General features: G+C 55.9%; 23 protein-coding genes and 1 pseudogene. 4 read left to right on the top strand and 20 right to left on the bottom strand.

Annotated features, from left to right (window positions below):
- Positions 1-125: 125 nt before the first annotated feature.
- The 12 genes from SD70_RS03255 to SD70_RS03210 all read right to left on the bottom strand — a co-directional run bounded on the left by SD70_RS03255 (position 126) and on the right by SD70_RS03210 (position 16514).
- Positions 126-2549 carry an alpha-mannosidase gene (locus tag SD70_RS03255; RefSeq protein WP_052487001.1) on the bottom strand — a complete coding sequence of 808 codons (2424 nt, stop codon included), beginning with the start codon at positions 2547-2549 and terminating at the stop codon, positions 126-128.
- 32 nt (positions 2550-2581) lie between these two features.
- The gene (locus tag SD70_RS03250; protein WP_041045578.1) at positions 2582-3307 is read right to left on the bottom strand and encodes an MBL fold metallo-hydrolase; all 726 of its coding nucleotides are present in this window, start codon (positions 3305-3307) and stop codon (positions 2582-2584) included.
- 12 nt (positions 3308-3319) lie between these two features.
- Positions 3320-6871 (bottom strand): glycoside hydrolase family 38 N-terminal domain-containing protein, encoded by a 3552-nt coding sequence (locus SD70_RS03245; protein ID WP_041045576.1) that lies wholly within the window; start codon positions 6869-6871, stop codon positions 3320-3322.
- Positions 6872-7221: 350 nt separating this feature from the next.
- Positions 7222-8139, bottom strand: coding sequence for a class II fructose-bisphosphate aldolase (locus SD70_RS03240; protein ID WP_041045574.1), 918 nt, complete (start codon positions 8137-8139; stop codon positions 7222-7224).
- A 143-nt stretch (positions 8140-8282) separates the two neighbouring features.
- Positions 8283-8438, bottom strand: coding sequence for an ROK family protein (locus SD70_RS35750; protein WP_156157870.1), 156 nt, complete (start codon positions 8436-8438; stop codon positions 8283-8285).
- 16 nt (positions 8439-8454) lie between these two features.
- A complete protein-coding gene (locus tag SD70_RS03235) occupies positions 8455-11163 on the bottom strand; it encodes an alpha-mannosidase (protein WP_041045572.1) in 2709 nt (902 codons plus the stop codon).
- Positions 11164-11179: 16 nt separating this feature from the next.
- Positions 11180-12064, bottom strand: coding sequence for a carbohydrate ABC transporter permease (locus SD70_RS03230; protein WP_041045570.1), 885 nt, complete (start codon positions 12062-12064; stop codon positions 11180-11182).
- Complete coding sequence (locus tag SD70_RS37515; RefSeq protein ID WP_231571011.1) at positions 12061-12267, bottom strand: hypothetical protein; 207 nt, start codon at positions 12265-12267, stop codon at positions 12061-12063. The genes SD70_RS03230 and SD70_RS37515 overlap by 4 nt, the downstream gene beginning before the upstream one ends.
- Positions 12257-12985 (bottom strand): carbohydrate ABC transporter permease, encoded by a 729-nt coding sequence (locus SD70_RS03225; protein ID WP_231571010.1) that lies wholly within the window; start codon positions 12983-12985, stop codon positions 12257-12259. The genes SD70_RS37515 and SD70_RS03225 overlap by 11 nt, the downstream gene beginning before the upstream one ends.
- A gap of 82 nt (positions 12986-13067) precedes the next feature.
- Positions 13068-14396, bottom strand: a complete 1329-nt coding sequence (locus tag SD70_RS03220; protein WP_231571009.1) for an ABC transporter substrate-binding protein — start codon at positions 14394-14396, stop codon at positions 13068-13070.
- 208 nt (positions 14397-14604) lie between these two features.
- Positions 14605-15417 (bottom strand): sugar phosphate isomerase/epimerase family protein, encoded by an 813-nt coding sequence (locus tag SD70_RS03215; RefSeq protein ID WP_041045566.1) that lies wholly within the window; start codon positions 15415-15417, stop codon positions 14605-14607.
- Positions 15414-16514 (bottom strand): Gfo/Idh/MocA family protein, encoded by a 1101-nt coding sequence (locus SD70_RS03210; protein ID WP_041045564.1) that lies wholly within the window; start codon positions 16512-16514, stop codon positions 15414-15416. Before SD70_RS03210 ends, SD70_RS03215 begins: the two co-directional genes overlap by 4 nt.
- Positions 16515-16649: 135 nt before the next feature.
- Between SD70_RS03210 and SD70_RS03205 the strand changes: the two genes are divergently transcribed.
- Positions 16650-17489: an AraC family transcriptional regulator gene (locus SD70_RS03205; protein WP_041045562.1), complete on the top strand. Its 840-nt coding sequence runs from the start codon at positions 16650-16652 to the stop codon at positions 17487-17489.
- Positions 17490-17797: 308 nt separating this feature from the next.
- Positions 17798-18958, top strand: coding sequence for a sporulation protein YhbH (gene yhbH, locus SD70_RS03200; RefSeq protein WP_041045560.1), 1161 nt, complete (start codon positions 17798-17800; stop codon positions 18956-18958).
- 93 nt (positions 18959-19051) lie between these two features.
- Here yhbH and SD70_RS37510 read toward each other — a convergent pair whose 3' ends face one another.
- The 6 genes and pseudogenes from SD70_RS37510 to SD70_RS37500 form a co-directional block, all read right to left on the bottom strand.
- Entirely contained in the window at positions 19052-19726 is a 675-nt protein-coding gene (locus tag SD70_RS37510) for a substrate-binding domain-containing protein (RefSeq protein ID WP_082053092.1), read from the bottom strand.
- Between the two features lie 43 nt (positions 19727-19769).
- A pseudogene (locus SD70_RS40165) lies at positions 19770-19874 on the bottom strand (hypothetical protein); the annotation flags it as partial.
- A 267-nt stretch (positions 19875-20141) separates the two neighbouring features.
- Positions 20142-21143, bottom strand: coding sequence for an ABC transporter permease (locus SD70_RS03190; RefSeq protein WP_041045558.1), 1002 nt, complete (start codon positions 21141-21143; stop codon positions 20142-20144).
- A 17-nt stretch (positions 21144-21160) separates the two neighbouring features.
- Positions 21161-21955, bottom strand: a complete 795-nt coding sequence (locus SD70_RS03185; protein WP_041045556.1) for an ATP-binding cassette domain-containing protein — start codon at positions 21953-21955, stop codon at positions 21161-21163.
- A 207-nt stretch (positions 21956-22162) separates the two neighbouring features.
- Entirely contained in the window at positions 22163-22363 is a 201-nt protein-coding gene (locus SD70_RS37505) for a hypothetical protein (RefSeq protein WP_231571008.1), read from the bottom strand.
- Between the two features lie 238 nt (positions 22364-22601).
- Positions 22602-22877, bottom strand: a complete 276-nt coding sequence (locus tag SD70_RS37500) for a hypothetical protein (RefSeq protein ID WP_231571007.1) — start codon at positions 22875-22877, stop codon at positions 22602-22604.
- A gap of 105 nt (positions 22878-22982) precedes the next feature.
- Here SD70_RS37500 and SD70_RS03175 point away from each other — a divergent pair, with 105 nt between their 5' ends.
- On the top strand, positions 22983-23351 hold the full coding sequence (locus SD70_RS03175; protein WP_041045555.1) for a DoxX family protein: 369 nt from the start codon (positions 22983-22985) through the stop codon (positions 23349-23351).
- Positions 23352-23597: 246 nt separating this feature from the next.
- Here SD70_RS03175 and SD70_RS03170 read toward each other — a convergent pair whose 3' ends face one another.
- Positions 23598-24641: a DUF3231 family protein gene (locus SD70_RS03170; protein ID WP_156157873.1), complete on the bottom strand. Its 1044-nt coding sequence runs from the start codon at positions 24639-24641 to the stop codon at positions 23598-23600.
- Position 24642: 1 nt separating this feature from the next.
- On the opposite strand from SD70_RS03170, the gene SD70_RS03165 reads away from it, so the two are divergent.
- The gene (locus SD70_RS03165) at positions 24643-25185 is read left to right on the top strand and encodes a hypothetical protein (protein ID WP_331436714.1); all 543 of its coding nucleotides are present in this window, start codon (positions 24643-24645) and stop codon (positions 25183-25185) included.
- Positions 25186-25646: 461 nt separating this feature from the next.
- Here SD70_RS03165 and SD70_RS03160 read toward each other — a convergent pair whose 3' ends face one another.
- Positions 25647-26426, bottom strand: a complete 780-nt coding sequence (locus SD70_RS03160) for a response regulator transcription factor (RefSeq protein ID WP_041045551.1) — start codon at positions 26424-26426, stop codon at positions 25647-25649.
- Positions 26427-26430: the final 4 nt, after the last annotated feature.

Raw genomic sequence — 26430 nt, 5'->3', positions numbered from 1 at the left:
GCCACCAGCGGACATCCCGGGTATTCGGCTTCTCCGCATTGCGCCAAATCCAGTCCTCGCCGACAAAGTCCTTCAGCTGCCAGTCGCTGCCGTTTAAAGAAAGTCGTCCCGCCGTCATTTCGCATCTACTCCAATTCCAGCATGTTCGTTTCCGTCACCGGTAGATCGGCGTCCTCAGGTACGCGGAACGTCTTGATCTCGCACGGTCCGAAGCTGGCTTCGATGACGCGGTCCGCATAAGGCAGCCGAATCGTCGCTCTCGTCGCCGTTTTGCTCGTTTCGTAGCAGCGGACGATCAGGTCGTTGCCCTCTTCCGCTTTTTTCACGGAGCTGACGATAATATTGTCCTGGTCGACGCTGATGTAGGATGCTTTTTGCGGAAGCTTGCCTTCATGGTAAGTTTCGATGATGCTCGTCGGCCGTTGATTGAGTTCCAGCGCTCTCTTGACGGTGCCCGCCTGCTCCCAGCTGCCTTCATGCGGCAGCAGCCGGTAGTGGAACTGCTGAATGCCTTGGTCGATGAACGAATAATGGCCATTGGCATCCGGAACGAGCGGATCGTGGTGGGCATAGATGGGGCTGCGCAACACCGTCAGCGCCAACTCCTTGTTCATGATGCTGTAGCTGTATTTCGCGTCATTGATCAGCGACAAGCCATACACTGTGCCGCCTTCGCGCAGAATGCCGCCGTAATCGACCCAGCTTTGGCCCGGCTCCTCCTCGCCGTTGTGCTCGCGCTCCTTAAACCCATAGGGAATTTCATAGGTTTGCTTGGTGAAAACAAGATTGACAGGAAATACGAGCTTCAGCATTTTAAAATGCTCGCGCCAATCCACCGTTACTTTGACGTCGATATAGTCTAGCTCGCGGTACAGCGCGAAATCCTGCACCAGCGTCGATTTGCCGTATTCGCTCGTGACGCGGACGACGGACTTGACCGGACCGTGCTCGACGCGCTGTACGCTTACGGCTTTAAATTCGCCGATGACATTGTTGAAATGGAAAACGTTATGGCTCCAGGTATCGGATTTGTCTTCGATGACGACCGGTCTGGCGCCTGCTCCCCGGAACACCTCATAGTTGACCTTCTTGTCGAAAAGGCTGGAGATGAAGCCCGTCTTCGGATCGAATTCCACCCGCAGCCGGTCGTTCTCCAGCGAATAATCGTTCGCCTTGATCGGCTCGCCCGCGCGCCCTTCCTTCGATTCCGGCAGCACCTTGTAGACGCGGTAGCCCATCGCCGGCAGATCGGCGATGAAGCTTAACCGGTAGCGGCCGCCGGAGGTGGCGTGCGATTGCACCGTTTGGTACGGAACCTGCTTGCCGGTTTCGTCCACCAGTACGGACGTTTCCTTCATGCCTCCGATTTCGATCTCCACATTCACGCGGCTGTTCCAAGAGTGCGGGTTGAACACGACGATCGGCTTCATGCCCTCCTCCTGCTCGATGCCGATGTTCCACGAAAGCGATTGAATCGCGTAATTCTGGTTGCGCTCCCCGATGGACATCGCCTCGCCGTGCATATTGCGCGCGTCCTCGTAAGCCGATTCCAGGCTAGTCCCGGCCAAAATGTCGTGGAACTGATTGAACAGCACATTTTTCCAGGCGCGGTGAAAATCGTCCGGGTACTTCTGGCCGGTGATGCGGCTGGCCAGTGCGGACCATTTCTCGGCAGCGATCAATTTATTCTCGGCTTGGCGATTCCACTGCTTAATCCCGGAATGAGCCGCATAGCAGCCGCTCGCATGATGCTGAAGGTCGTCGTGAACGACCGGAATCGGAAGCCCTTTGCGCTCGATTTCGGCGAAAAATTCGTTCGGGCCGGTGAACACGATTTCCGGAAAATCCGGCAGCGCATTCATCCGCTTCAGGCTGTCGATATTTTCTTTGGTCGGGCCGCCGCCATGGTTGCCGACACCGTAAAATACCATCAGGTCGTCGTACGGCTCCTTCATTTCGCTCATGCAGCGGCGAATATGCTTCTCCAGATCCTTGCCCCATGTGCAGTATTCGAACGGTAAACGGAACGACAGCACCTGGCTGCCGTCGTCGGATTCCCAGAGGAACAGACGGGACGGAAGGCCCTTTTCATTCGGCATCGGACGCATCATGACATAGTAATCCATGCCGCTCTTCTTCAGAATTTGCGGGAGCATGCCGTGATGGCCGAAGCTGTCGACGTTGTAGCCGACCTTGGCGGTGACGCCGAGCTTCTCCAGAAAATAACGCTGCCCGTACAGGCCCTGGCGAACGAACGATTCGCCGCCCGGTATGTTGCAGTCCGGCTGCACCCACCAGCCGCCGACGATTTGCCATCGGCCTTCTTTGACGCGTTGTTTGATTTCCTCGAACATAGCGGGATCGTTATTTTCGACCCATTCATAGTTGGCCGCCGAGCTGTTGGTGAAGACGAAGTCGTCATATTCTTTCATCCGGTCGAGTGCGGAACGGAAGGTCGCCTTCGTTTCCTGAAAGCCTTCCTGCCATTGCCATAACCAGACGGGATCCAAATGTGCGTTGCCGATCATGTGAAGTTTGCGATGTTTCACCGAGATTCCTTCCCTTCGCTAATAGCATCATACTAATATTGGAATGTTTCGTAAAATGGCTTGAACCAAGGATTCAGATAGACGCCGAGCTGTTTGCGCGCTTCAGCCACCTTCTTCTTGGCGTCAAACACAAGCGTCGGCGGCAAATGGCCGAAGGTCATCAGGTCGAATTCGCAGGCCAGCAGCTTATCGAGCGACTGCTCCCAGGCTTCGAGGTCGGAGCCGACTTTGGGATGATAGCCGCCCCACATCGTATCCCCGGCAATTAGAATCGTGCCGGCGGCGGTATCGAACAGGAACGAGACGCTGCCCGGCGAATGTCCGGGCGTGTGCAGCACTTGCAGCTCATAGCCGCCGGCCCGGATGATATCTCCTTCCCGCAGAACGCCGTCCGCCTTCGCCGGCGGAAACGGCTTGCGATAAAGGAACGCCGCGGTCCGGTCCGCATCCCCCTGCTCGACTTGTTCGCGGTCCGCTTCATGAATGTACAGCCGGGCGCCGCTTTCCTCCCGCAGCTGCGCGAAGCCGGATACATGGTCCCAATGACCGTGAGTAGCGTATACGGCGCTGATGTCCTGCGGCGCGAGGCCCAGCTCGGCGAGGTTGCTAATCAGCGCCGGGTAGCCTTCCGTGCTGCCGCAGTCGATCAGCACCGGCTCGTCGCCGGTGAACAGATAAGCGCTGGCATCCCAAGGATGGGTCAGCTTGTCGCCGGCGACCGCGTAGAACCGGTCCGCCAATTTTACAGCCTTTGTCATGCGAATTCCTCCTTACGGCTCCAATTCCAGCCTTATCGTTTCCAAACTCCAGGGCGTCAGCTCCACGAGCATGGAACCGTCCGCCTCCGGCATCCATTCGCATTGCTCCCGTTCCAGAAGGTCGGTGCGCCAGATTCTTGCGATCCTTCTGCCCGGAATCCGAAAGCGTGCCGTCTGCGGCTTGCCGGAAATTTCCTGCATCCGGACAATAAAGCCGCCGGTATGCCGGGCTTTGCGGATGACGGTGACGGCCGCCCCGTCACTCTCGAATTCGGCGAGCGTACCGCCGTGCTTCTTATCGTAAGGCGGCAGCACCTCGCGGAAATCCTGGAAGCTCATGCGCTGGGCGTACAGCGGCTGGCGCGCCTGCCAGCCGGCCCGGTAAGCCTCCTCGGGAGCAATCCGTTCGCCGCTTGTCAGAACGTAGCGGAACGCGATTTCCCCTCCCTGTGAGCCTTTGTAGTTCGTATGCCAGTAGTTGTTCAGCACGTAGGAATAAATCGCGCCGCCCGTCAAATCTTTCTCTTTCGGCCAAGTACCGCGCACGACGTCTCCGATGCAGAACAGCGGAATGTCCGGCGAGGCGATGTGGATGCCTGTGCGTTCGCCCTGCACGATGATGCCGGTTTGAAGCGGCAGCCATTCCTTGCAGCCGCCCGGAAGCTGGTCGACGTTCCAGTTCACCCAGCCCAGCTGCGAATCGGAAAGCACCTCGGCGGACGGCATCCCGCAAGGAAAGGCGATGTATACCGCCTCTTTGGCCAGCCGCTCTTGCTTCCGAAGCGTATAACTGACCTCGACCTGTTTGCCGCCCGCCGGAAGCGTCCACTCCACCAGCAGCTCGCCGCAAGGGACGGTGCCTTTCAGCCGCAGCGTTTGGCCGTGAGTGTAGCTCTCCGATTCGGCTTCCTTCAAACGGAAGTCGGCCGATAGCAGCGGCGAGCCGTCCGGCAGATCCGCCTGATTGCTGACGAGCCGTGTCCCTTCGCCGCCTTCGGCGTAAATCAGCTGCCCGAAGCCCCAAGGAGAAGCGGCGTCCGCCAGCTCTTCGCCGAGCTCTTTGTCGTACCAGCTGCGAACTTGGCCGCTCGCGACATCGATCTGAAGCCGATAAACATCGTTCTCAAGCAGGCAGCTTTCCCCGTGCAGCGGTTCAGCCGTTGCTTTGCCTGCATGCGACGCAGGCGTCGAGCCGGCGGACGCGACCGCTTTATCACTAGCCAGCACGTAGCGTCTGTAGCCGAAACCCGGCACACCGTCGACCCACAGCTCCACGACCGCTTGCGTGGCCATGGTGCGAATCGGCCGCAGCGGCACGTTATGGCCGGTCTCCGCGTCCAGAACGATTTCCGCCGGGGAAATTTCCACTCGAACAGGGCCGCTCATCGGCCAGCTGTTCGGATTGTAGACGACGACCTCGCGGCCGTCGTTGTTCCAGCTGAGACTGTGGCGGGTCGCCGCGACGTGAAGCAGTCGGTCCGCCCACTGCCGCGCACTGCGCCCCATCCCTTCCTTCACCGCCCATTGATCACGCTGCAGCAGTGCCTCCGGTTCGGTGGCGCTAAGGAAGGCGCCCCACGTGTGTTCATCGTAGAGCAATAAATCGCGCCACGCCTCATCGAATTGCCGGGAAGGAAAGTCCCAGCCTTCATGGTGCAGCACGGCAAGCGACTCCAGCCGCTCGGCCGCGGGAAGCATCGCCTGCGTCCGGCGCGCCTCGATCGTAGGCACGATGGAGGAGCCTGCGCCGTCTTCCCAATAGGCGCCGCCGTCGCCTTTCACCGTTTTCAAACGGTCGCCGAACTCCTGCTCGACATATTCAAAAAACTCCGCAACATCGCAAGCGATCAATTTCGGAAACTCGTAGGTTCCGTTCCACCGCTTGACAAAATCAACCGGCTGCGGATCCAGATCCGTATTGTCGGCTTCCTGCCCGTAGAGCAGCACGGCGTCCGGCGCATAATCCGGCGATTCGTATTCCTGCAGCCACATGTCCAAACCGCGTTCGGCCGCTGACAAGAGCGGCGGACTGCCGCATACTTTGCGCAGCTCGCAGTACATTTTGGCAAGCCAGGTCAGCACGCGTCCGCCGTTTGTTCCTTCCCAGTAAAACGGGGAAAGCTTATGCAGCCCCCCGTTCAGACGGAACGGGCCGCGGTCTTGATTGTTCGCATGTACCAGATAGCGGATCCCGCTGCCTTCCAGCACCGCCGGCAGCGAGCCGGTCAGGGAAGCGACGTCGACCACCGCCGCGAATGTCGGCTGCATGCCGTGCGGCTTCAGATAGTCGCTCAGAAATTCATGGTTGCGAATCAGGTCCTCAAGCCCGGCGAATTGCGTCAGGAGGTCGACGTAATTGGCCGCAACGCTGATTTTTCCCGCTTTGAGCGCATCGATCAGCCGTAATTTGCGCCCGCCGTCGCGGGTTTGCAAATACGTTTCGAGAGCCCAGCCGGAATCCAGATGGTAGGTGAACGACGGCGGGCTATCGGATGGTCCTCTCCCGGCGTTTCGGTTCTCCCCCGCTATGATGTCGAGCGCAGTGTCGATATTTCGGCACAGCCGCTCGGCCACCTCCCACTGACGGTGCGTATACCCAATGTCGGTATGGGCATGCGGGGTAATGTACACCTTCCATTTTCGACGGCGTTGGAACGTTCCCGAAATGACCGCCGGCGCACCTTCCAACGTGTAAGCGACCTCTCCCTCGCCGTCAAATACGTCGAAGGGAAGGCACAAGTGTCCGAACGCGGTAGCAGGCACCGCAAGCCGCACGCTTTCCGCGGCATCTCCCGCCGCAGAGCGGAGCCGGAGCGTCCATTCCGACGCCGGTACGGCATCGTTCAATTCCACGTAGAGTCTGCAGCCATTGCGCAGATGTCCGTCTTCCCTCCGGCCGTACAAGACGGTTGACTGAACGAGCGAGCTGCGAACGGCGGAGGCCGGCTCTCTGTCCGCCGGATACCCGGCCGAAAGCGCCAGCCGGCGGTAAATGACGCCGGCGCCGTTCGCCATCCGATCCAGCCGCTTCACCGCTTCGATCCGGTCGACAATATCCGTATCCCCTCCGTCACGGCTGGTCAGCACGAGCTCGTTCGCTCCTTGCCGCAGCAGGCTGCCGGGAATGACGATTTCCGCAGTACCTTCGGAATAAATGGTCGTGTGCAAGCCGGACAGGAGAACGATCTCTCCCGTGTGCGAAGGACCCGGCCGGAAATGCGCCTGCCCGGTCACCCCGTTGATCCGGATGTCCAAATACGACAATCTGGGAGCGATAACCAAATAATCGATCTTCAGCATATAAGCCTGCTCCTGCACACGATCCAAGCTGAAGCGTATCGTATACGGGTGATGGCGGTAGCCCGCTTCCGGATCGGCCTCGCTCGGATGGAACATCGGCCACTGCCGGCCGCCCTCCGTGCTGGCTCTCAGGTCCGCGTCCCAAACGATGTCGCCAAGGCGGTTCGGATCTTTGTAGTTGTCGAACAGTTCACCGGAATACCCGGCTGCCGATCCGATTGACCAGAGTACCTTCTCCGTTTTCTCCGCTTTCGTGTCATCCATGAATCTCAACCGCCTTCTTTATTCAATCGAACCCGATGCAGGGCCTAGTTTCAGCCGTTCGTCCATCCGTTCACCGCATGAAAAATAGGTACGCGGCCGTGCTTCACGCAGTCGTGAGCGAACACATTCATCGCCGTCGGCCACGATTGCCCAGCTTATCCCATCGGACGGCATGATTGCCCGCGGGACCATTCGTTGCATTCGCAGATGACAGATTGTAGCCATGTAATTCGAGGAAATGAATGGGCTCCTGACGCTGCGGAAACGTATAATACACGCTGTCACCCCGCGTGCGGAGAACCGCCACTGCGTCATGGGAAATGGCCTTCTTTCCTTCGGAGAACCGCCTGTTAAGCAAAATAGGCTCCACCGTCTTTACTTCCCAAGAAATTCGTAATTTTATCGGCAACGGTACGCTCAACAGCCGAGCGACCGAGCTCCAGCAGATCGGCGCCGAGATTGTTGCACTCCTCGTTGGTCATCCGTTCTTTGCGTCCGAGCGCTTCCAGCAGAGCAAGCTCCAGGTCGGTGGCGATGTTGACCTTGCTCACACCGCCCTGCGGCAGGCGAATCGCGTTCATCACCATCTCGGCAGGCACACCGGAACCGCCGTGCAGCACGAGATGCACCGGTGTCAGGCTGCGAATCGCTTTGAGCCGCTCGTAATCGATCTTCGGCTGCTTCACCATGTAGACGCCGTGAGCGGTACCGCACGATACGGCCAATGCGTCGACACCCGTCTCCGCGACAAAACGCTGCGCTTCCCTCGGATCGGTATACAACTCTTCGTCCTTGTCGGTCTCCACGAAATCGGTCGTTCCGATCAAGCCGAGCTCGGCTTCCACGGATACGCCTCGCGCGTGGGCGTATTCCACAACCTCGCGGGTTATCGCGATATTTTCCTCCAGCGGCTTCTCGGAAGCGTCGATCATGACGGAGGTAAAACCGGATTCGATGGCGAGCGCGATCGTGTCGAGTTCCTTCGTATGATCCAGGTGCAGAACTACAGGGACAGCGATGCTTTCCGAACGCATTCTTTCGTAAAATTCCTCTCCGAATTCACTAGGCGTGATGCCGTAACGGAGAAGCTCCTTATGGGAAATTTGCACGATGGCCGGCGAATTGGTCTTTTGCGCGGCTCTCAGAACCGGAAGGATCATTGACGTATAGCGGGGCGAGAACGACCCGTTCGCGTAGCCGTGAAGCTCCGCCATTTCCAATGCTTTCTTGAGTGTAATCACGTTGCTTGGCTTTTTTTGCACATTCATGGTAGACCATCTCCGGGGAATTAGTTTTGGTTAAAATAGGCTCGAATGGAGCTTGCAAGGACCGATAGCCGGTCTCGTAAAGGGGATGACAGGAGTAAGGTCCGCAAGGTCCATCATCCTTCCCTTCTTGCTGCCGATCAAAGCTACAGCAAGCCGCATCGCGCGAAATGACTTTCCGGCGTGTCGCGTATATATGTCTCGAATCGGCGGAAGGCGAGCACCTTCCCCGCATCGTCTACAAGTCCGGCCATCGTCTGGGTACCGCCGAAATCGAAGGCGAGCGCAAATGTCCGCGGCATAGGTTCGCCGCCTTTTTTAGCGTTGCAATTCCACGGCCAGCGTGACGATCGCCGCGGCGCCGGCCCGTACGAAGAAGCTGCCGTCTTCGGCGATATCGATCTCTCCGCCGCTTAGCGGCTGCTCCCTAAGATTCGCATAACACACGCCGGCCGGCTTCCGCTTCAGCTTCACAACAGCCTCCGTCGGGCGTTTGGCCACATTCCAGAAGCGCAGAATGAGCGAGTCGGACGCTTCCGCTTTCTTGCAGGCGCTGAGAAGCAGCGTGTGCTCGCCGATCAGCTCGATCAAGCCGTCGTCCTTCGGCAGCGCACCTTCATGAACGTCCGTTAGCGTACCGTACAGTGGCGTCAAATACTCGTGCGCCTGAACGTACGACCTATCTTCCAACCAATCTCCGCTATGAACGACTATCGAATATTCGGCGGCGTTAGGGCCGTAGCTCTGCGCATCAGGAACCGGCGTCTCGGGTCCGGCGCCCCCCACCCGCACGAGCGTATCTTCGCGGGAAAGCCACCCGACAGCGCGAAGCAGAGTGACGGCCAGAGTCCCGCGCGAATCACTCAGCAGCTCGAATTCCGGAAGTCCGCGACTCGCGACGGTTAGCCCTCTGCCGCTGCCGCCGACACTGACATAGCCCTGCTGCGGCAGCTGAAGAACGGTCGTTTCCGGCCAGCCGTTACCTGCGTCTCCGATTGCCACCGGCCGCTCCACCACGTCAAAATGCCCTTCGGCATGAGAGACGGCAGCCGTCTTCCCGAGCGGGAACAGCGCCCGCAGCCGGTGATCGCCCGCTTCGTTGTTCCATTCCGTACGAATGTCCACCCGGCTCGAGCCCGCCGCGAGCGTAACATAGCTCGTCAGTCGGCAGGCGACGTAGTCGGACGACCGGCTCCTTCTCGTCTCGTCCAGTCCTTTCGGCAGCGACCAATCGACTTCCACCTTCAGCGTCGCCTTCGCGTAGCCTGCTTCCTCCGCCGAAACATGCACCCTTACCGGTGAACCGGAAGTACGCAGCACCTGATCCATAAGCGGCGCCCCGTAATTGTACGTATCGCCAGCGTCGCCCCCGTCCTCGAACGCGTTCAGCCCGCCATAGATCGTGCCCGAGGCTTTGTCCGTAATGGTTAAGGTGCCGTTGTCCGCATCGACTTCCACCTTGAGCCTGCCGTTTTCAAGCAGGTTGCTTCCGATGCGAAGATCGGCAGGAGCATCGCTGCCTTTCAGCTTCGCGGCCGCTTGCACCGTTGTGACGAACAGCTGCTTCGGATCAAGCGCGGTCTCGCGTTTCATGAGCGTATAAGTGCGGTAGCCGAAGCCTTGCACATCTTTCGCCTCAAAAGCGATTTCCGTGTAGCGCCACTTATCGGTCATCGGTTTGAGTACGGCAGCGTCCTTCACCTGGAACGGCACTTCGCCGCCTGCCGCATCCAGCAGCACATAAGTGCGCGGGTGGATGTCCAATGTGCGAAGCACATGCACGGTAGCGATGCCGCTGCGTTTCCAGCTGAGCGGATTATGAACGACCAGCGCCATGGCGCCTTCCGGCAAGTCCGACGTATCGATCCGAGCGTTGATGTGCTGCGCGCTCTTCTCCGTGACAATATCCGCGATTTGCTTGGACTGTGCGAAACGCGGCAGCATTTCGCGATGCACCTGATCAATGCTGCATCCGCAAATGCTGTCGTGCGGGTGGTTCTGCACCAGCAGCTCCCAAGCTTTCCACAGCATGGAGGCCTCGTATCGGCGACCGTGCAGCCATGCGAGCGCGGACATCGGCTCGGCATAACGTTCGAGCGCATTTTGCCCGATTTGATTGAGCTGCTTCAGAACTATTCGGGAAGACAGGACACCCGGCAACAGATGCGGCAGATCGGCACCGGTCCGGCGCAGCTCGCCGCGCACCACGTCCAGCTTCGGCTGCTCTTCGCGGACGGCAGTGAGGAATTCCTTGGTCGTCGCCCAGCGCATTTCGCCGAACTCCTTCAAATCCTCGTTGACGGCACGAATCAAGCGCGGCAGGCGCTTATCGATGAGCCGGTGATCGCCGCCGTACGGCATCAGCAGGTTGCCGGTCGTCGCCCGTTTGGTCCAGCGCTCAAGGGAACGCCTTACGCGGCCGAACGTCTCGTCATAAGTTTTTTGCGGATTGTCGAAATGCAGAAAATCGACGACATAATAGCCGTCCGGGAACCAGTACGCGAACACCTGCGTGCCGTCCGGCGCTTCCCATAAGAACTCCTGCTTGAACGTCTCCTCCGGCCCGCCGAGGCCGCGCCATACCATGGCGTTATCGATGCCGAACCCCTGCAAAATCTGGGGCATCTGCGAAATGTGGCCGAAGGTATCGGGAATATAACCCACGTCCAAATTGTCGTACCCAAGCCGCTCCGATACTTGGTGTCCCAGCCAAAGGTTTCGGATATGCGCCTCTCCGCTGACCAGGAACTCATCGGGCAATATATACCAAGGTCCGCATTGGATCCGGTTTTCACGAATATAGCGAACGAGTTTTTGTTCATTCTCCGGGCGAATTTCCAAATAATCCTTCAGGACAATCGTCTGTCCATCCAGCAGGAAGCAGCGGAATTCCGGGTCGCTATCGAGCGTATCGAGCAATTCGTCGATCAGCTCGACGAGGCGGATCCGAAAATCCTGCATCGTCGCCCACCATTCCCGGTCCCAATGCGTATGATGATATATGAAGATGTTATATTTACGGCTCATGTCCTCTCTCCCGTTCTCAACCTTTCGTGCCGGCCGAAATGTTCATTCCTTCAATAAAATAGCGTTGGAAGAGGAAGAACAGCAGCACGACCGGAGTCAGCACGATCAGCGATCCGGCCATCAAATAATGCCACTGCATCCCTGCCGAGCCTACAACGCCTTTGAACGACTCCAAACCGATCTGGAGCGTGTACATGGAAACGTCGTTCACATAAAGCAGCGGTCCCAGAAAATCGTTCCATGCCCCGTTGAACGTCATGACGGCAATCGTCGCCACGGCCGGCTTGGCCAGCGGCACTACGATGCGCGACCAGATATAGAGGTGGTTGGCGCCGTCGATTTTGGCCGCCTCGATCAAATCGTTCGGAATCGTCATAAAAAACTGGCGAAGCATAAACACCGAGAACGCCCCGCCGAAATAGCCCGGCACGATCAGCGGCAAATAGGTGCCGACCCAATGCAGCTTGGCGAACAAAATGTATTGCGGGATCAGCGTAACAAACCCCGGAATGATCATCGTGCCCAGCAGCACGGTGAATAGAAACTGCCGGCCCGGAAACTTGATTTTGGCGAAGCCGTAAGCGATGAAAGTGTTGGACAAGACGTGCCCGATCATCGCCATCACGGCGATAAACAAGGTGTTGAACGTATACCGGGTAAAGTCGGCCAGACGCCAAGCATCGACATAGTTCTTCCACAGCCAATGCTCGGGGAAAAAGGTCGGCGGGAAATGAGCGATTTCCTCCGGGCTCTTTAGCGAAGTCGAGAACATAGACCAGAACGGCAAAATAAATAAAATGCTGCCTCCGATCAAGAGGACGAGAACGATCGCCTTGGACAGGTTCCGCTGTGCTTTCCGACCTCTGAAGTAGCCTCCTGTCCGTACTGCGGCAGTGCTCATCGCTGATCTCCTCCTTCATAGTGAACCCAATATTTCGACACGGTCATATTAATAATCGTAATAATGATAACAATAAGGAAGAGGAACCAGGCCATCGCCATCGCATATCCCATATCGAACACTTTGAAAGCTTTCAAATACATGTACAAGTTGTAAAACATAAGCGAGTTCATCGGCGCGCCAGGCCCTGTGTTATCCGACATGACGTAGCCCTCCTGGAAAATCTGAAAACCGCCGATCAAGCCGGTGACAATCTCGAAAAAGATGACCGGACTGATCATGGGCAGCGTGATGCTGCGGAATTTGCGGAAGGCGGGCGCCCGCCCCGTCGATTTCCGCCGCTTCGTACAGCTGTTCCGGAACCCCTTGGAGGCTGGCCAAATACATCAGCATGCCGCCGCCGATGCTCCACATTTTCATAAAGATAATCGCCGGCTTCGTCCAGTTCGGATCGGTCAGCCAGGCCGGGCCGTGGATACCAATGAAAGCCAGAATGCGGTTGACAAGCCCTGACTCGGGATTCAGGATCTGCATCCACAAGAGATAGACGCCAACACCGGAAAGAACCGATGGCAGGTAGAACATGGTGCGAAACAGCCGCATACCCGGGATTTTCACATTCAGCAGTACGGCGATGGTGACGGAGGAAAGTGTTGTCAGCGGAACCATGAGGACCACATAGAACAACGTATTTTTCAACGAGATCCAGAACAGCGGATCCTCCTTGAACATCCGGTGAAAGTTCCTCAATCCGATCCAATCCATCTGCGAGGTGATGTCATAGTTCGTAAAGCTGGCGTAGAGAGAAAACAGCAACGGTCCCGCCGTAAATACAAGGAAACCGAACACCCAGGGGGACACGAACAAATACCCCCAAGCTTTCTCGCGGCGCTCGAGCGAAAACCCTTTCTTCCGATTCACAACGATCCCTCCTTTGACTTATTTTGTAAAAAAAAGGTGTAGCGGCGCTTAAAACCACCGCTCCACCTTTGTCAAGAAGCCTTTATTTCGTATTTTGTTTCATCAGGTTCTCTACCGCCGCCTGAGCTTTGTCGAGCGCATCCTTCGGCGACTCCTTGCCCAGAAGAACCGCGTCAACTTCCGGATTGAGCAGGTTGCGGAAGTCCGGAGCGTTGAGCGGAACCGGCGTAACCTTGGTGTACTTAAGGTTATCTACCGTCGCTTTGTATACCGGATCCTTCTGTAGCTCAGGATCATTGGAAGCTTGAATGTTCGCCACGTTGTCGAAATTGTACTGCGCCCAATATTTCTGTGCGGCAACGTCGGTCAAATACTTCATGAACTCATAGCTTTCTTTCGGATGCTTGGCACCCTTCGGAATCTCCACGACGAAACCTCCGCCGACGCTGTTGTGGCCAGTTCCCGGCTTGAATTCCGGAAGCGGCGCGATGCCGATATCCTCCTTCTTCGGATAGAAGTCGCGGATTTGCGTCCAGAACGTCCCGACGTCGATTTTGATGGCCAGCTTGCCTGAGATGAACGGGTCGTTCTGTTTGCTGCCGAAGCCCGCTTGGAAGGCGTCGAGATTTTTCTTTCCGAGACGATCTTCCCAGCTCTTGATGTAGTTCAGCGCATCGATTTTGGAAGGGGTGTTGATGTGAGCGCCTTTATCGTCGACGAAAGCCAAGCCATCGGAGTTCACTAGGAACAGGTCCCAGCCAGCGGCAAGATTAGGTTCGAAGCCGAGCCTTTCAATTTTGCCGTCGCTACCGATCTTGTCGAGCTTCTTCGCGTCGGCTGCCAATTCATCCCAAGTGGCCGGCGGCTTATTCGGATCTAGACCCGCTTCTTTAAACAACGCTTTATTGTAGAACATCACGCGAGTGTCGGTCGTGAACGGCAATGCATACGCGTCGCCCTTATACAGCGTTGTATTCCACAGCTCCGGGAAGAAGCGGCTCTTGATATCTTCGCTGCCGATGAAACTCTTCAAATTCGTGTTCTGGTTCTTCTGTGCGCGCTGAGCGACGGTGGAAATATCGTTGACGATTACATCCGGCGGGTTACCGGCCGCTACTTGTGCCAGTTCTTTCGTCCAAATGTCGCCCCACGGCAAGTACGTATGCTTCACGACAATGTGATCCTGCGAAGCATTAAAATCGCTGATGATTTTCTCGATTATCGGACGGCGAGTCGTCGAACCCCAGAAGGTCCAGAAATCGAGCGTCACCTTTTCTTGCTTGCCTGACGATGCACCGGACGAAGGCGCGCTGCCGGATGCGTCGTTCTTGCTGCTGCATCCGGCCAGAACGGCGCCTGCGGACAGCGTAAGTGTCAGGAGTGCCAGCGAAGTCCTTTTAACCGCTTTCACAAAATCCTCTCCCATGTGAAGTGATGATCGCGATGGTGGCTTCATACAAACCACACATTTTGACGCTTTTTGTGTAGTTTAGCGCTTACAATGTGGTTTTTTGAAGTTTGTGTGTTAATTGTAAGCGAATACCCTCAAACTGTCAACGCAATTTTGCAGTATTTTTGAGGATTCATTTATTGTAATTTGGCTTTTTGGGGAATTGATGTCATTTTGTATTCTTTGAGGTTTGGCTCGTTATCTCGCGCAAATAAGCAATCGACCTACGTACGTCTTCGATCATGGATCGCACTGCCCCCGTCTCCGGCGGATGCCACAGCTCCAGCGCCAGCCAGCCGCCGTAGCCTCCTTCCGCCGCCGCTTTCAGCACCGACACCATGTCGATTTCTCCATCCGTCAAATCCTCCGTCGGCACGCGCCCGCGCTGGTTACGCAGATGGAAGGCTTTCACTCGTTCCGGATATTCACGAATCCAGGCCACCGGATCGCAGCCGGCGACATGAGCCCAGCCGGTATCGACGCAAAGTCCGACAGCCGGGTCGGCGTATTGCACGACGGAACGCAGATCGGCTTCGGCGTTGTGGCGGTCAGCCGCGTGATTGTGCAGCGACAGCTGCAAGCCGAACGAACGCAGCTTGTCAGCGAGACGCGACAAGTTATCTCCCTGTCGCTGCACCAGCACTTCCGGCTTTGGCAGAGGCTGCTTCCAGCCACCGTAAGGATCGGCGTTGACGAGCAGATCGGTGCCGCCGGCAATAGCGAGCCGTTCCGCATAAGGCAGCACTTCCTCTTCCAGTTCCGCGTATTCGCCGTGAAGTTGAAGACCGATGTAGCTTGCAGACACAGTCAAGCCATAAGCGCGGACAAGGGCCAGCCTCTCCGGAGCCGCATCCGTCTCCACCGCATCAAGCCCGGCTTCCGCACAGGCCCGGTACAAGTCGTCCCATACCGGTTCCTTGCCGTCCGCCTTCCATCGTTCGAACCAGCCGTACATATTACTGGAAAAACCGCGAATCTTCATTGCTCCGCCCCCCTTGCGGCCGCCGCCGGCGCAATCGTCACCCGCTGCTTGCCGCCGGACTCCGCACAAGCATAGACCGCTCCGAGACAGAGGAAATGGTCGATAGCCCGTCGGCCCACGTTGGCATGCGACGGCAATCCCTTCACTTGATTGTAAAAATGCAGCAGCGGGTGATCCATGACGGTGAACGGCCCCCGCTTTCCGGGATCCACAATTTCCTCCACAACGCTGCCTTCGCGGTCATATCGCAAATAAACCGGCTGGCGCGAATCGAATGGCGTCCATCGCAAGGCTCCGAGCGTGCCTTCGATTTCTCCGATGAACTGCTCGCTTCCGTGTGTGCATGTCCCCCGTTCATAGTGTACGGCAATCGGTCGGCCTGCTGCATGAAGCGTCATATAAGCGCCGATATGATGTTCGACATCGTATACCGCATCCGCCGGATCGGCGGCCGTTTGCGGCTTCGCCATCCACGCGGCGCCTATTTCAATTTCAGAAGGATCCAGAACATCGATTAGAGTGGCGAAATCGTAGGGGCCCCAGTCCATAAGGATGCCGCCGCCGCTCTTGCTTTTATCGAGAAACCAGCGGCTGGCCGGCTGATATTCGATGCCGGCGCGGCTGCGCGACCATTTGTTGATGAAGCTGACATGATAGATGTCGCCAAGAGCTCCGGAGCGAATCACTCTTTTAACCGCTTCGTTATGCAGCATCCCCTTGTAGCGGACACTGCAGCAGCCGAGCAGCTTGCCTTTCGCATTAGCCAGACTCAGCATCGCTTCCGCCTCTTCGCCGTTCATCGCCAGCGGCTTCTCGCAAAGCGTATGACGCCCAGATAGAAGCCCAAGCCGGGTCCCCTCCAAATGGGCAAAAGGCGGCGTGGCCACAATCACGATATCGTCGTCGCGGGGCGGCTCTGACGCCAGCATTTGTGCGGCGTCTGCGAAGGTGACGCTTTGCGGAAAACTGCTGCGGAACGATTCCAGCGCCGCCGGGTTCGGATCTGCCGCCCGCAGCTCCGCCTCCTCCGGAAGCTTGGCCGCCGCTTCGGCATGAGTACGCGCAATAACGCCGGCTCCGATCAAATATAAACGCATTGAGAAGATCACCTCTGTATAGGAAAATGTGACCCCAATGTAACACAGCGCCGCGCCGGAATCTCTTCCGAGCTCGCGTCAAACTTGTCATTTTGTCCACAACATGATAATGATTAGAGAATAGGAGGGGTTCGGATGTATGTCGAACAATTGCGGTTGACTCGTTCTTTTGCATTCAGCCGCGTCTGGGGATCGGACGAGGAGCATGACCTGCATGTGCATGATTGTTTGGAGATCGGGGTACTGCTGGAAGAGGAATTGGAATACCGGTTTGGCGACCGCACGTATCGCGGACGTCCCGGCGATGTGTTTCTTTGCCGCCCCTTCGAGCCGCATTGGAGCTTCGCGCAGCCGGGCAAGCCGTTCGAGGCGATTCTCGTGCTGTTCACTCCCTCAGCCGTACTGAAGCTGCCCGATGGCAATCGGCTGCTCCTGCCGTTCTACGCCGAACGAGGCATGCCTCCGTTTATTCCCGGGGATACGCCCTATGCCAAGGTGATCACGCAAGCGGCGCGCAGTGCCGCCGAGGCCCAGGAGCAGGGCGCCGGCGCTTGGGTTACGCGGCAATATATGCACCTGATCGATATTCTACTGCAGGTGGACGGATTCGTTCATGAAAGGCGGGGGCACAAGACCGTGAGCGGAGCCGGCTCCGCCGTCGCGGAGTCGGTCGGCTATGTTCTCGCCCATTACCTCGAGCCGCTTGACGGCGATGAGCTTGCCAGGCAGGCAGGGATCGGGCGGTCTCTCTACTACCGCGAGTTCCGACTGCTGACGGGCTTGTCCCCGCATGACTTTGTCAATCGGCTGCGCATTCAAGCGGCTATGGATTTGCTGCGCATCTCCGAACTGCCGATCATAGAAATCGCCGAAAGAAGCGGCTTTCAATCGCTCAGCGCCTTTAACAAGCAGTTCAAGGCATACGCCGAATGCTCTCCCCGCGAGTATCGGAACCGTTACGCGCATCGCTTGTAACGCCATTTGGATGAGCTAATCGATCGTACTGGATCCTTGAGTAATGGGCTCTTCACCTCCAATGAATACGAACGTTCGTTACTGCGATGCTGGGTGTATTTCTCGGTTCTATTGTCCAATTGATTGACAAAGGTGCATTCCTCTTTTCCATTGGCATGACTCTTGAGAGTCTGCCCATCCGTCCCCCGATGCAAGCTCTCCTTCACATAACCCCCCACCGATTGAATATAAATGATAACAAGCACTATTTCCCGAGTGACGTTCGCGCAAGATAGGCCATTCATATCTTTCAGGAGGTGTCGCCGCTTATGACGAATCCGCTGTTCATCGTCTCCCGCGAGGACTGGTCACTTCACCGCAAAGGATTTCAGGATCAAACCCGGCACCAGCAAAAAGTCCGCGAGGCGATCAAACAAAACTTGCCGGACCTGGTCACGGAAGAAAACATTATTATGTCCGACGGCAAACAAATCGTGAAAGTGCCGATCCGTTCCCTTGACGAATACCGTTTCCGCTTCAATTACAATAAATCGAAGCACGTCGGCCAGGGCGACGGCGATTCCCAGGTCGGCGACGTGCTCGGCGTCGATCCTTCCGCGCAAGCCGGCCCCGGCAAAGGGGAAGGCGCCGGCGACCAGCCGGGCGACGATTATTACGAGGCGGAAGTGAGCATGGAGGAGCTGCAAACGCTGCTGTTCGAGGAACTCGAGCTGCCGAACTTGCAAAACAAAGACAAAAAAAATATGAGCACAAAGGAGATCGTCTTCAACGACATCCGGAAAAAAGGCATTATGTCCAACATCGACAAGAAGCGGACGCTGCTGGAGAGCATCAGGCGCAACGCCCGCGACGGGGCGCCGGATGCGCACCGCATCACTCCCGACGACCTTCGTTTCAAGACGTGGGACGAAGTCGAAAAGCCGCATTCCAACGCGCTCATTATCGCGATGATGGACACCTCGGGAAGCATGGGCTCGTTCGAGAAATATATCGCCCGCAGCTTCTTCTTCTGGATGACCCGTTTCCTGCGCACCAAATATGAGAGCGTCGAGATCGTGTTTATCGCCCATCACACCGAAGCGAAGGAAGTGACGGAGGAGGAGTTTTTCACGAAAGGAGAGAGCGGCGGCACGATTTGCTCGTCGGCGTACCAGACCGCGCTGGACATTATCGATACGCGGTATCCGCCGGCCCAGTACAACATTTACCCGTTCCACTTCTCCGACGGCGACAACTTGACAAGCGACAACGAGCGGTGCGTCAAGCTGATCCACGAGCTCGTCGAACGCTGCAATATGTTCGGCTACGGCGAGGTCAACCAATACAACCGCAGCTCGACGCTCATGTCCGCCTACCGGAACATCCAAAATCCGAAGTTTCTCCATTGCGTCATACGCGAGAAGGGCGAAGTGTACAAGGCGCTGAAGACGTTTTTCGCGAAGCGGCCGGAAGGCAGCTTGAGCAGTTAGTGCGATGAAAAAATGACTGCCGGGGCAGCACTCAAGCTGCCTGGCAGTCATTTTTTCGCTTCGGCTTCTGTCAAACTTTCGAATGTCGGGGACTTACTTGGTGCGGTACAGCCATTGCTGAACGTCCGGTTTGTCGATGTTGTCCGGCGTAACCGATACGTTGTCGAGCACGGTCAGCTTTTTGACGTCCTTTTTGCCGTTCAAGTAGTCGTAAGCCATTTGCAAAATGATGCGCGCTTCTTCCAGCGGCTTCTGCGAGATGATCGCCTGCAGCTCGTTCGCTTTCAGCGACTTCACTTGCTCCGGACCGGCGTCGTAGGAAACGAGCTTCACTTTGTCTTGCGCGTTCTTCACGCGCAGCCCTTGCGCCACGCCGGCGCCGGACACGACGTTAGCCGCGAATACGCCGCTCAAATCGGGGTTGGCCAGCAGGACGTCCTGCGTTTTTTTGGCCGCGACCGTCGCCTGATCGTCGCAATATTCGGTCGCCACGACTTGAACGTTCGGAAACTTTTTGATTTCTTCCAGGAAGCCTTTCTGGCGGTCGTCGGTCGTGGAGATGCCCGGCTTCGTGTTCATGACGAGCACTTTTCCTTTCTCCCCGATCAGCTTTGCCAGCGTATCGGCGCCCAGTTTGCCGCCTTGCAAATTGTCGGAAGTGACGTTGGCGACGTACGCCGACTCGTCGGAAACGTTCGTATCCACCGTAAATACGGGAATGCCGGCGCTCATCGCTTTTTTTGAGCGGGGCGACCATCGCTTTGGCATCGTTCGGCGCGATGATGATGGCGTCCACTTTTTCGGCGATCAGGCTGTCGACAATCGGAGTCTGCTTCGTGTAGTCCCACTCCGGCGCTCCTGTCCAGACGAGATCGACTCCGAGCTTGCCGGCTACTTCCTCCGCCCCGAACTTCATCGAGATATAAAAGGCGTCAGTCGTAATGCCGGCCACGTAGGCGATGCGCGGCTTCTTCTTGTCCTTCCCGCCGCTGTCGGCTGCGGCCGGTTTGCTGTCGCCGGACGCGGCCGGCGCCGTTTGCGCCGGTTTGCTCCCCCCTCCCGAAGACGAACCGCACGCTGTCAGAGAGATGGAGACGAGCGTTGCCAGAACCCCTAACAATACCTTTTTCATGTGGCGTAACCCTCCTAAGAAATGGAATGGCTTCATATAGAAAAGACGTCGCTACCGTCTGTTTCTATTGCGCAATTGATCGACATACACGGCGAGGACGATAATGGCGCCGACAGCGACGATCTGCCAATATGCCTGCACATGCGCAAGCACCAGCCCCGTCAGCAGCACCGCGATAATCGCCGCTCCGACCACGGAGCCCCAGATGCTGCCTCTGCCGCCGAATAGGCTCGTGCCGCCGATTACGACCGCCGCGACCGCATTAAGCTCCGTATGCGATCCCGTCAGCGGCGAACCGTTGACGAAGCGCATCACGATGATGATGCCGGCGAGCGCGGCCAGGAAGCCGGACAGCACGTACACCTTGGTCAAATGCTTGTTTACGTTGATGCCCGCGCGGGAAGCGGCTTCCGCGTTGCTGCCGATCGCGTAGGTGTACCGGCCGAAACGGGTTTTCGTCAGCACCGTATAGATCCATACGACCGCAAGCGCCGTAACGAGCACGGAGAAGCTGATGAAGCCGAAAATAATGTAATTGCCGATCGTGCCGAGCTCTGCCGGCAAATTCGTGACGCTGGTCCCGTTGCAAACGATGAACGTAAGCCCCGTGCACACGCCGAGCATGCCGAGCGTCGAGATGAACGGAGTGATTTTCCACCTGGTAATGAGAAAGCCGTTGACGAGACCGACCAGGACGCCCGTCACCAATCCTCCCAATACGCCGAGCGGTATCGAAAGCGCGGGACTTATGCCATGCTCCATGCCGTATTGCAAAATGAGCGAAAAAACGATGCTGGACAACCCCATGTTCGCGCCAACGGACAAATCGATGCCCGCCGTCAAAATCACGACGGTTTCCGCCAGCGCCAGCAGCAGCGTATCCGTCATAAACGTCGACGTGTTGTTCCAGTTGTCGACCGTGAAAAACACCGGATTGATGATGCCGAAGATGAGGATCAGCAGCACGAGCACGCCGAAAATCCAAAAGTCCCCGAGACGTTGCTTGACGGAACGGGTATGCATGTTCAATGAAGCCGCCGTATTTCTGGTCATTGGGCTCTGTTCTCCTTTCATGCGCGGGCGCCTGCCTGCTGGAGCCGGGCAATGCTCTCGGACTGCTTGGAGCCGGTAATGTACTGCACCACTTCGTTCACCGTCGTTTCGCTCACTTTCAGATCTGCCGCAACTTCTCCAAGGCGGAGGATGACGATACGGTCGCAAACGTCGAAGACGAAAGGCATCGTGTGGCTAATAAAAATAACCGGAATCCCTTTGGAGCGAACTTGCCTGACGAGATCGAGCACCATCGCCGACTGCTCCACGCCCAAAGCGGCCGTAGGTTCGTCCATAATTACCAGCTTGTTGCCCCATTTGACGGCGCGTGCCACCGCTACCGCTTGCCGCTGCCCTCCGGACAGGTCGGAAATGTTCGCACGTAGGTCGCGCACGCGAATGTTCAGCTTGTCGAACAAGTCTTCCACTTCTTGGAACATCGCTCTTCGGTCCAAAAAACCGAACTTGCCTCGCCAGCCTTTCTTCACGATCTCCCGGCCCAAAAACAAGTTGGATTCGATGTCGAGATCCGTCGCCAATGCCAGGTCCTGATAGACCGTCTCGATGCCGGCGTCTCTTGCTTCTTGCGGCGACGAGAACCGGCACGGCTTCCCTTCAAGCCGCAGCTCTCCTTCGTCGGGAGAAAGCGCTCCGGAAAACACTTTGATGAGCGTCGATTTGCCCGCCCCGTTGTCGCCTAGAAGCCCGACTACCTCGCCCGGATAAATCGAAAAATCGATCCCTTTGAGAGCTTGAATGCGGCCGAAATTTTTGACGATGCCTCTGGCCTCAAATGCAGGTATTTGCTTCATCGTTCCCCGCCCATTGGTAGTAATCGCTTTCCTTCGTTCATTGTAGCGGAAGCGCTTCCACTTCGATATGCGGCGAATTTATCTTTTGTTCAGATTTTTTACACAGTTGTTTGGTGCGTGTAAAGACATGATCTTGAACAAAATACAAAAACGCACTGTCGCAGACAATGCGTTTCAACTTTATTGTTATTATGGCTCTCTTTTAAGCTAATCCTTCATTTCTGCTAAGTCGAGCTGGCGAATCCGGTCTTGTTCGGCGATCATTTCGATCTCGGTGATCTTGCCATCCACAATCTTGAGTTCGAGTATGAAAAGCAATTGACCGCGAGGAGCAACGACTACGCCCACAGCTCCGTTCACGAGCACCGGTCTTGCACCCTGGGCACGACCGGCGAAGCCCTTGGCCACAGCTTCCGCACCGTGAACAACCGGCCATGCTGCGACCGGCGGAAATGCAGGGTCTTGCCGGAGCACAACGTCGGGGTCTAATACCGCAAGAAGCTTCTCAAAATCTCCAGCGCGCGACGCAGCTAAGAAAGCGTCTACAAGCTCCCTTTTTCGCTTGAACTCCTCCGAATCCGCAGTCTCTTTCGCTCCCTGAACCCGACGGCGTGCACGGCTCGCAAGCTGTCTGGCTGCAACCTCGTTACGCCCTATAATCGGGGCGATCTCCGAGAAAGGCGAAAATATCGTGCAATACGAATGCGATCCGTTCGGCGGGATTCAAATTTCCAAGGACCATCAGCATCGCAAGACCAACAGAGTCAGCCAACAATGCTTCGTGCTCGGGGTTGTTTTCGTCCTGTGGGCTATTAACCGGTTCAGGTATACTCACCATCGTAAGCTCCTCACGCCGCGATTTGCGAGTTCGCAGCATATCCAGACAAACTCTCGAGACGATCGTCGTCAGCCATCCCCCCATATTCTCGACCTCGCTAATTTCGGTTCGGCTAAGACGTATCCATGAGTCCTGTATAGCATGGCAATTCGAAATTAATGGCGCATAAAATAAAGGGAGGAAATCCTTATGACTGTATTTTCCATCGTTCTTCAAAGTTTGTTGGTCTTATACTATGCCTTTTCAGGAGGAGCCAAGATCGCGGGGGCTAAATACTGGGCAGATATTTTCAAGAATCTTGGACTACCGCAGTGGTTTCGTGTAGTCACAGGTATCGTCCAGTTAGCCGGAGCAGTGTTGCTCATCATCGGCTACTGGTATGCAGGGGCGGTCGCATGGGCTGGAGTTTGGCTTGGAATCACTATGTTATTGGCGTGCCTCGCGCATTTCAGGGTCAAAGATCCAATCGGCAAAACGGCGCCAGCCATCGTTTTTACCGCGTTAATCATCATTCTAACCATCATTCATGCAGATGGTCTGATACTTCCGTTATCTTAAGATAAGTATCGTCTCTATTGTTTCCGGTGACTGGCTTTGGCGGGTGGGCAAAGCATCACCGGCCAAATCATTTGTTGAAATAACAGAGACCGAGCTGACGGGTATTTAAGCGTATGAGGCAGAAATCGCCACGGGCAGTGAACTTTCGTGGCGTTGTAGAACTCCGCTTCGACTTACGCCATCAATGAATGATTTTGGAAATTTTTACCTATAATGGTAATAATGAAGAGGCTACGATCGTCCTCATTACTTTTTTACGATCGCATCCCGGTCCGCTGCTTTCGGGGGCTGTTCCATCCATCCCAAATCGATCATCGTATTGGCTCCGTCCTCTACATAATTGCCGACGTCGACTATAAATTTCGCATACTTTGCCGCGAGATCGTGCCTTGCGCTGACGGCCATGGAATTGCCATAATTTCTTATCCTCATAGCGAACATATCCAGCTTATGGAACATCATCAATTTATCCGAAAACGGAGAGAATGTCGATTCCGTAACCAAATGGTCCACCAGCGGAAGGGCGGGCAAGTCTTCCTTAGTAAGGAGCTCGCTGCAGATGTCGATATGTCTCGAACAAATTTCTTTTCCTTTCCGGAAATAATCTTTCACCTGCCGCAGCTTGGCAACCTGGCCGAAACCGATTAACACGGCTTTGCTTGTCGCATTGTTTTGGATGTTATCGTAAAGATGAGCGATCTCCAAAGCGTGAAGAGGTCTGACATCGCCGAAAAACCCGTTTAAATAATTTTGCTTTGTGACAAAATCGGTTTCGTCGGGCATAGGGATGTAAGGCGGCTTAATCAAATAGCCCTTCGCGGCCAATATATCGTTAACCTCATTGATCAGCTTAACCGTCGAATTGAGGCAATGAGTAAAAAATGTTCTTACATCCGATCTGGTCATGATCGGTATTGCAATAATATAGATGCTCATCCCCGCTTTTGCGGCATATTTCAAGTAGTGCAAATAAAACTCATCCTCGTACAGCCTGGGCGCCCCGACATTCACGTCTTCTTCCGTAAAGGCGACCGGAACCGCAACATTGTCCCGTTGAAAAATGTTTTTTATGGTATCGACGAATTGTTCGGATAAATGCAGAGCTTGCTGCAGAACTTGTTGAATATCTTGATCCTCGACATGGTTCAAATAATAATTCAAAACACATTTGGACATGCTATTCCCCATATACGTCGCCCAAAGCTTTCCTATTTCTGCAGACGTCAATTTTACGTTCGTCTCGGTGTTGTCAATCATTTTCTCGATGTCCATTACGTTTATCGCATTCATCGTGGCCATTCCCCATCTCCTTAATTTTGCCTTATTATTTATCAAAATAAATGTTTTATGCGCAATCGACCTTAAAATAGAAAAGATGGAAATTAAGATGAAGAAAACGACGCGTACCGAAGTATTTTTATGGAGCATAGCCCTTCCGGGCTTTGGGCAGCTTCTCAACGGCCGATATGTGAAAGGGCTGCTGCTGGTCGCATTGGAGTTTGTGATCAATTGGCAGGCCGATTTGAACGAAGTCATTATTCTCAGCTTTCATGGCGACATTAAGCAGGCAATACAGTTAGCGGATTATCATTGGCTCATGTTTTACCCTTGCGTCTATATGTTCGGCATTTGGGACGCTTATAAGGATGCGGGCGGCGGAGTAACGCCGTTTGCGGTTGTCCCTTTCGCTTCCGGCGCTTTTTTTGCCACGACCGGGCTCATCTTTTCCCGCGACTTTCTCGGTCCGATGTGGCTGGCGATTATCGGGTTGGTTGTTGGAGTCGTTGTGGGGATGTTAATCAGGATGTTTCTTGCAAGGCGTTTACGATATTGAAATGAAGATCACAGTGGCATACGTAGCGGCGTATTGCCCTTTTTTTATTGGCGTACCGGGGAACTTATTCATGAGATGCGCCCCAATTGTCATTTTACGCTATTCCGAGCAGGATTGAAGGTACTTTGAATCTTTACTTGCCGTTGCAGCAACAGATTGGTTCAAGCTCGAACCGAATCCGGCCCCTGGCCCCCCGGACAGACGCTGCTGAATGGTGGAATAAAGCCCGTGTGCGCTAAACGGAGACTTTATGGACGCTGATTTTCAGCAGAAATGGAAAAATTCTCCGTTAGCGCCTTGATGGACGCTCACTGCGAATTTTCGTCGCTATTCATGGAACATCAGGTCCTTGCACGTTCGATGCGTCAAATCGGTGCCTAATAGCGCCCAGCGTGACGCTGCATAGAGAACCTGTTCCTAAACAACAAATAACCGCCTGCACAGGCGGTCAAAGGCTGTTGCTATACGGTGTAGCGGTTGCGGTATTCGCTTGGCGTCACGCCGGTCGATTTCTGGAACCAGTCGTTAAAATAGCGCGGATTCGGGTAGCAGACGAGCTCGCCGATCTGATACACCTTCAGCGCGGTCGTCGTGAGCAGCTCCTTGGCCTTTTCCAGCCGCAGGCCGGACAGGCATTCGCTGAACGATTGCCCGGTCTCCTGCTTGAACAGCCGGCTCAAATAGTTCGGGGTCACGAACACCTCCTCGGCCACTTGGGCGAGCTGCAAATCTTCCGTGTAGCGCTGGTTCACAATGCTCAGCGCTTTTTTGATAATATACGATACCGGCTCGGTCTCCGCGTCTGCGCTTCGGCTCCGGGAAGAGTCCGGCGGCGCCGTAGATTCCCGCAGCCACAGGCTTTTCGCCCGCAGCAGCGCTTGCTCGATGTCTTCCGCTTCGGCCGGCTTCAGCAGGAAGTCGACGGCCCCGAAGCGAAGCGCCTGCTGCGCATAGGCGAACTCGTCGTAGCCGCTGAGAAAAACGATTTTCACGCGGTCCAGCTCCGGCTTGCGCGCGGCATGCTCTTTCAGCGAGGCGATGAGCTCGAGCCCGGTCATATTGGGCATCCGGATGTCCGTCAAAATCAAATGGACTTCCGCGTTCAGCGTATAAGCCAGAGCTTGCGCCCCGTCGCCGAACGCCCCGCACAGCTCGATGCCCATCTCCTTCCAGTCGAGATGCTCGGCGAGCCCTTCGCGGATCCAGTCTTCATCGTCGATCAGGATCGCTTTGCAAACCATAACT

Origin of the sequence: Gordoniibacillus kamchatkensis (genome assembly GCF_000829455.1) — a bacterium.
Lineage (GTDB): Bacteria > Bacillota > Bacilli > Paenibacillales > NBRC-103111 > Gordoniibacillus > Gordoniibacillus kamchatkensis.
The sequence above is the reverse complement of the archived record's forward strand: the minus strand, read 5'-3'. Positions and strand labels throughout refer to the sequence as shown.

Excerpts from the sequence above, each read along its gene's own strand:
- SD70_RS03250 (WP_041045578.1), bottom strand. The coding sequence starts at position 3,307 with ATGACAAAGGCTGTAAAATTGGCGGACCGGTTCTACGCGGTCGCCGGC.
- SD70_RS03245 (WP_041045576.1), bottom strand. The coding sequence starts at position 6,871 with ATGGATGACACGAAAGCGGAGAAAACGGAGAAGGTACTCTGGTCAATC.
- SD70_RS03240 (WP_041045574.1), bottom strand. The coding sequence starts at position 8,139 with ATGAATGTGCAAAAAAAGCCAAGCAACGTGATTACACTCAAGAAAGCA.
- SD70_RS35750 (WP_156157870.1), bottom strand. The coding sequence starts at position 8,438 with ATGCCGCGGACATTTGCGCTCGCCTTCGATTTCGGCGGTACCCAGACG.
- SD70_RS03235 (WP_041045572.1), bottom strand. The coding sequence starts at position 11,163 with ATGAGCCGTAAATATAACATCTTCATATATCATCATACGCATTGGGAC.
- SD70_RS03230 (WP_041045570.1), bottom strand. The coding sequence starts at position 12,064 with ATGAGCACTGCCGCAGTACGGACAGGAGGCTACTTCAGAGGTCGGAAA.
- SD70_RS37515 (WP_231571011.1), bottom strand. The coding sequence starts at position 12,267 with ATGTCGGATAACACAGGGCCTGGCGCGCCGATGAACTCGCTTATGTTT.
- SD70_RS03215 (WP_041045566.1), bottom strand. The coding sequence starts at position 15,417 with ATGAAGATTCGCGGTTTTTCCAGTAATATGTACGGCTGGTTCGAACGA.
- SD70_RS03210 (WP_041045564.1), bottom strand. The coding sequence starts at position 16,514 with ATGCGTTTATATTTGATCGGAGCCGGCGTTATTGCGCGTACTCATGCC.
- SD70_RS03205 (WP_041045562.1), top strand. The coding sequence starts at position 16,650 with ATGTATGTCGAACAATTGCGGTTGACTCGTTCTTTTGCATTCAGCCGC.
- yhbH (WP_041045560.1), top strand. The coding sequence starts at position 17,798 with ATGACGAATCCGCTGTTCATCGTCTCCCGCGAGGACTGGTCACTTCAC.
- SD70_RS37510 (WP_082053092.1), bottom strand. The coding sequence starts at position 19,726 with ATGCCAAAGCGATGGTCGCCCCGCTCAAAAAAAGCGATGAGCGCCGGC.
- SD70_RS03190 (WP_041045558.1), bottom strand. The coding sequence starts at position 21,143 with ATGACCAGAAATACGGCGGCTTCATTGAACATGCATACCCGTTCCGTC.
- SD70_RS03185 (WP_041045556.1), bottom strand. The coding sequence starts at position 21,955 with ATGAAGCAAATACCTGCATTTGAGGCCAGAGGCATCGTCAAAAATTTC.
- SD70_RS37500 (WP_231571007.1), bottom strand. The coding sequence starts at position 22,877 with ATGGGGGGATGGCTGACGACGATCGTCTCGAGAGTTTGTCTGGATATG.
- SD70_RS03175 (WP_041045555.1), top strand. The coding sequence starts at position 22,983 with ATGACTGTATTTTCCATCGTTCTTCAAAGTTTGTTGGTCTTATACTAT.
- SD70_RS03170 (WP_156157873.1), bottom strand. The coding sequence starts at position 24,641 with ATGAATGCGATAAACGTAATGGACATCGAGAAAATGATTGACAACACC.
- SD70_RS03160 (WP_041045551.1), bottom strand. The coding sequence starts at position 26,426 with ATGGTTTGCAAAGCGATCCTGATCGACGATGAAGACTGGATCCGCGAA.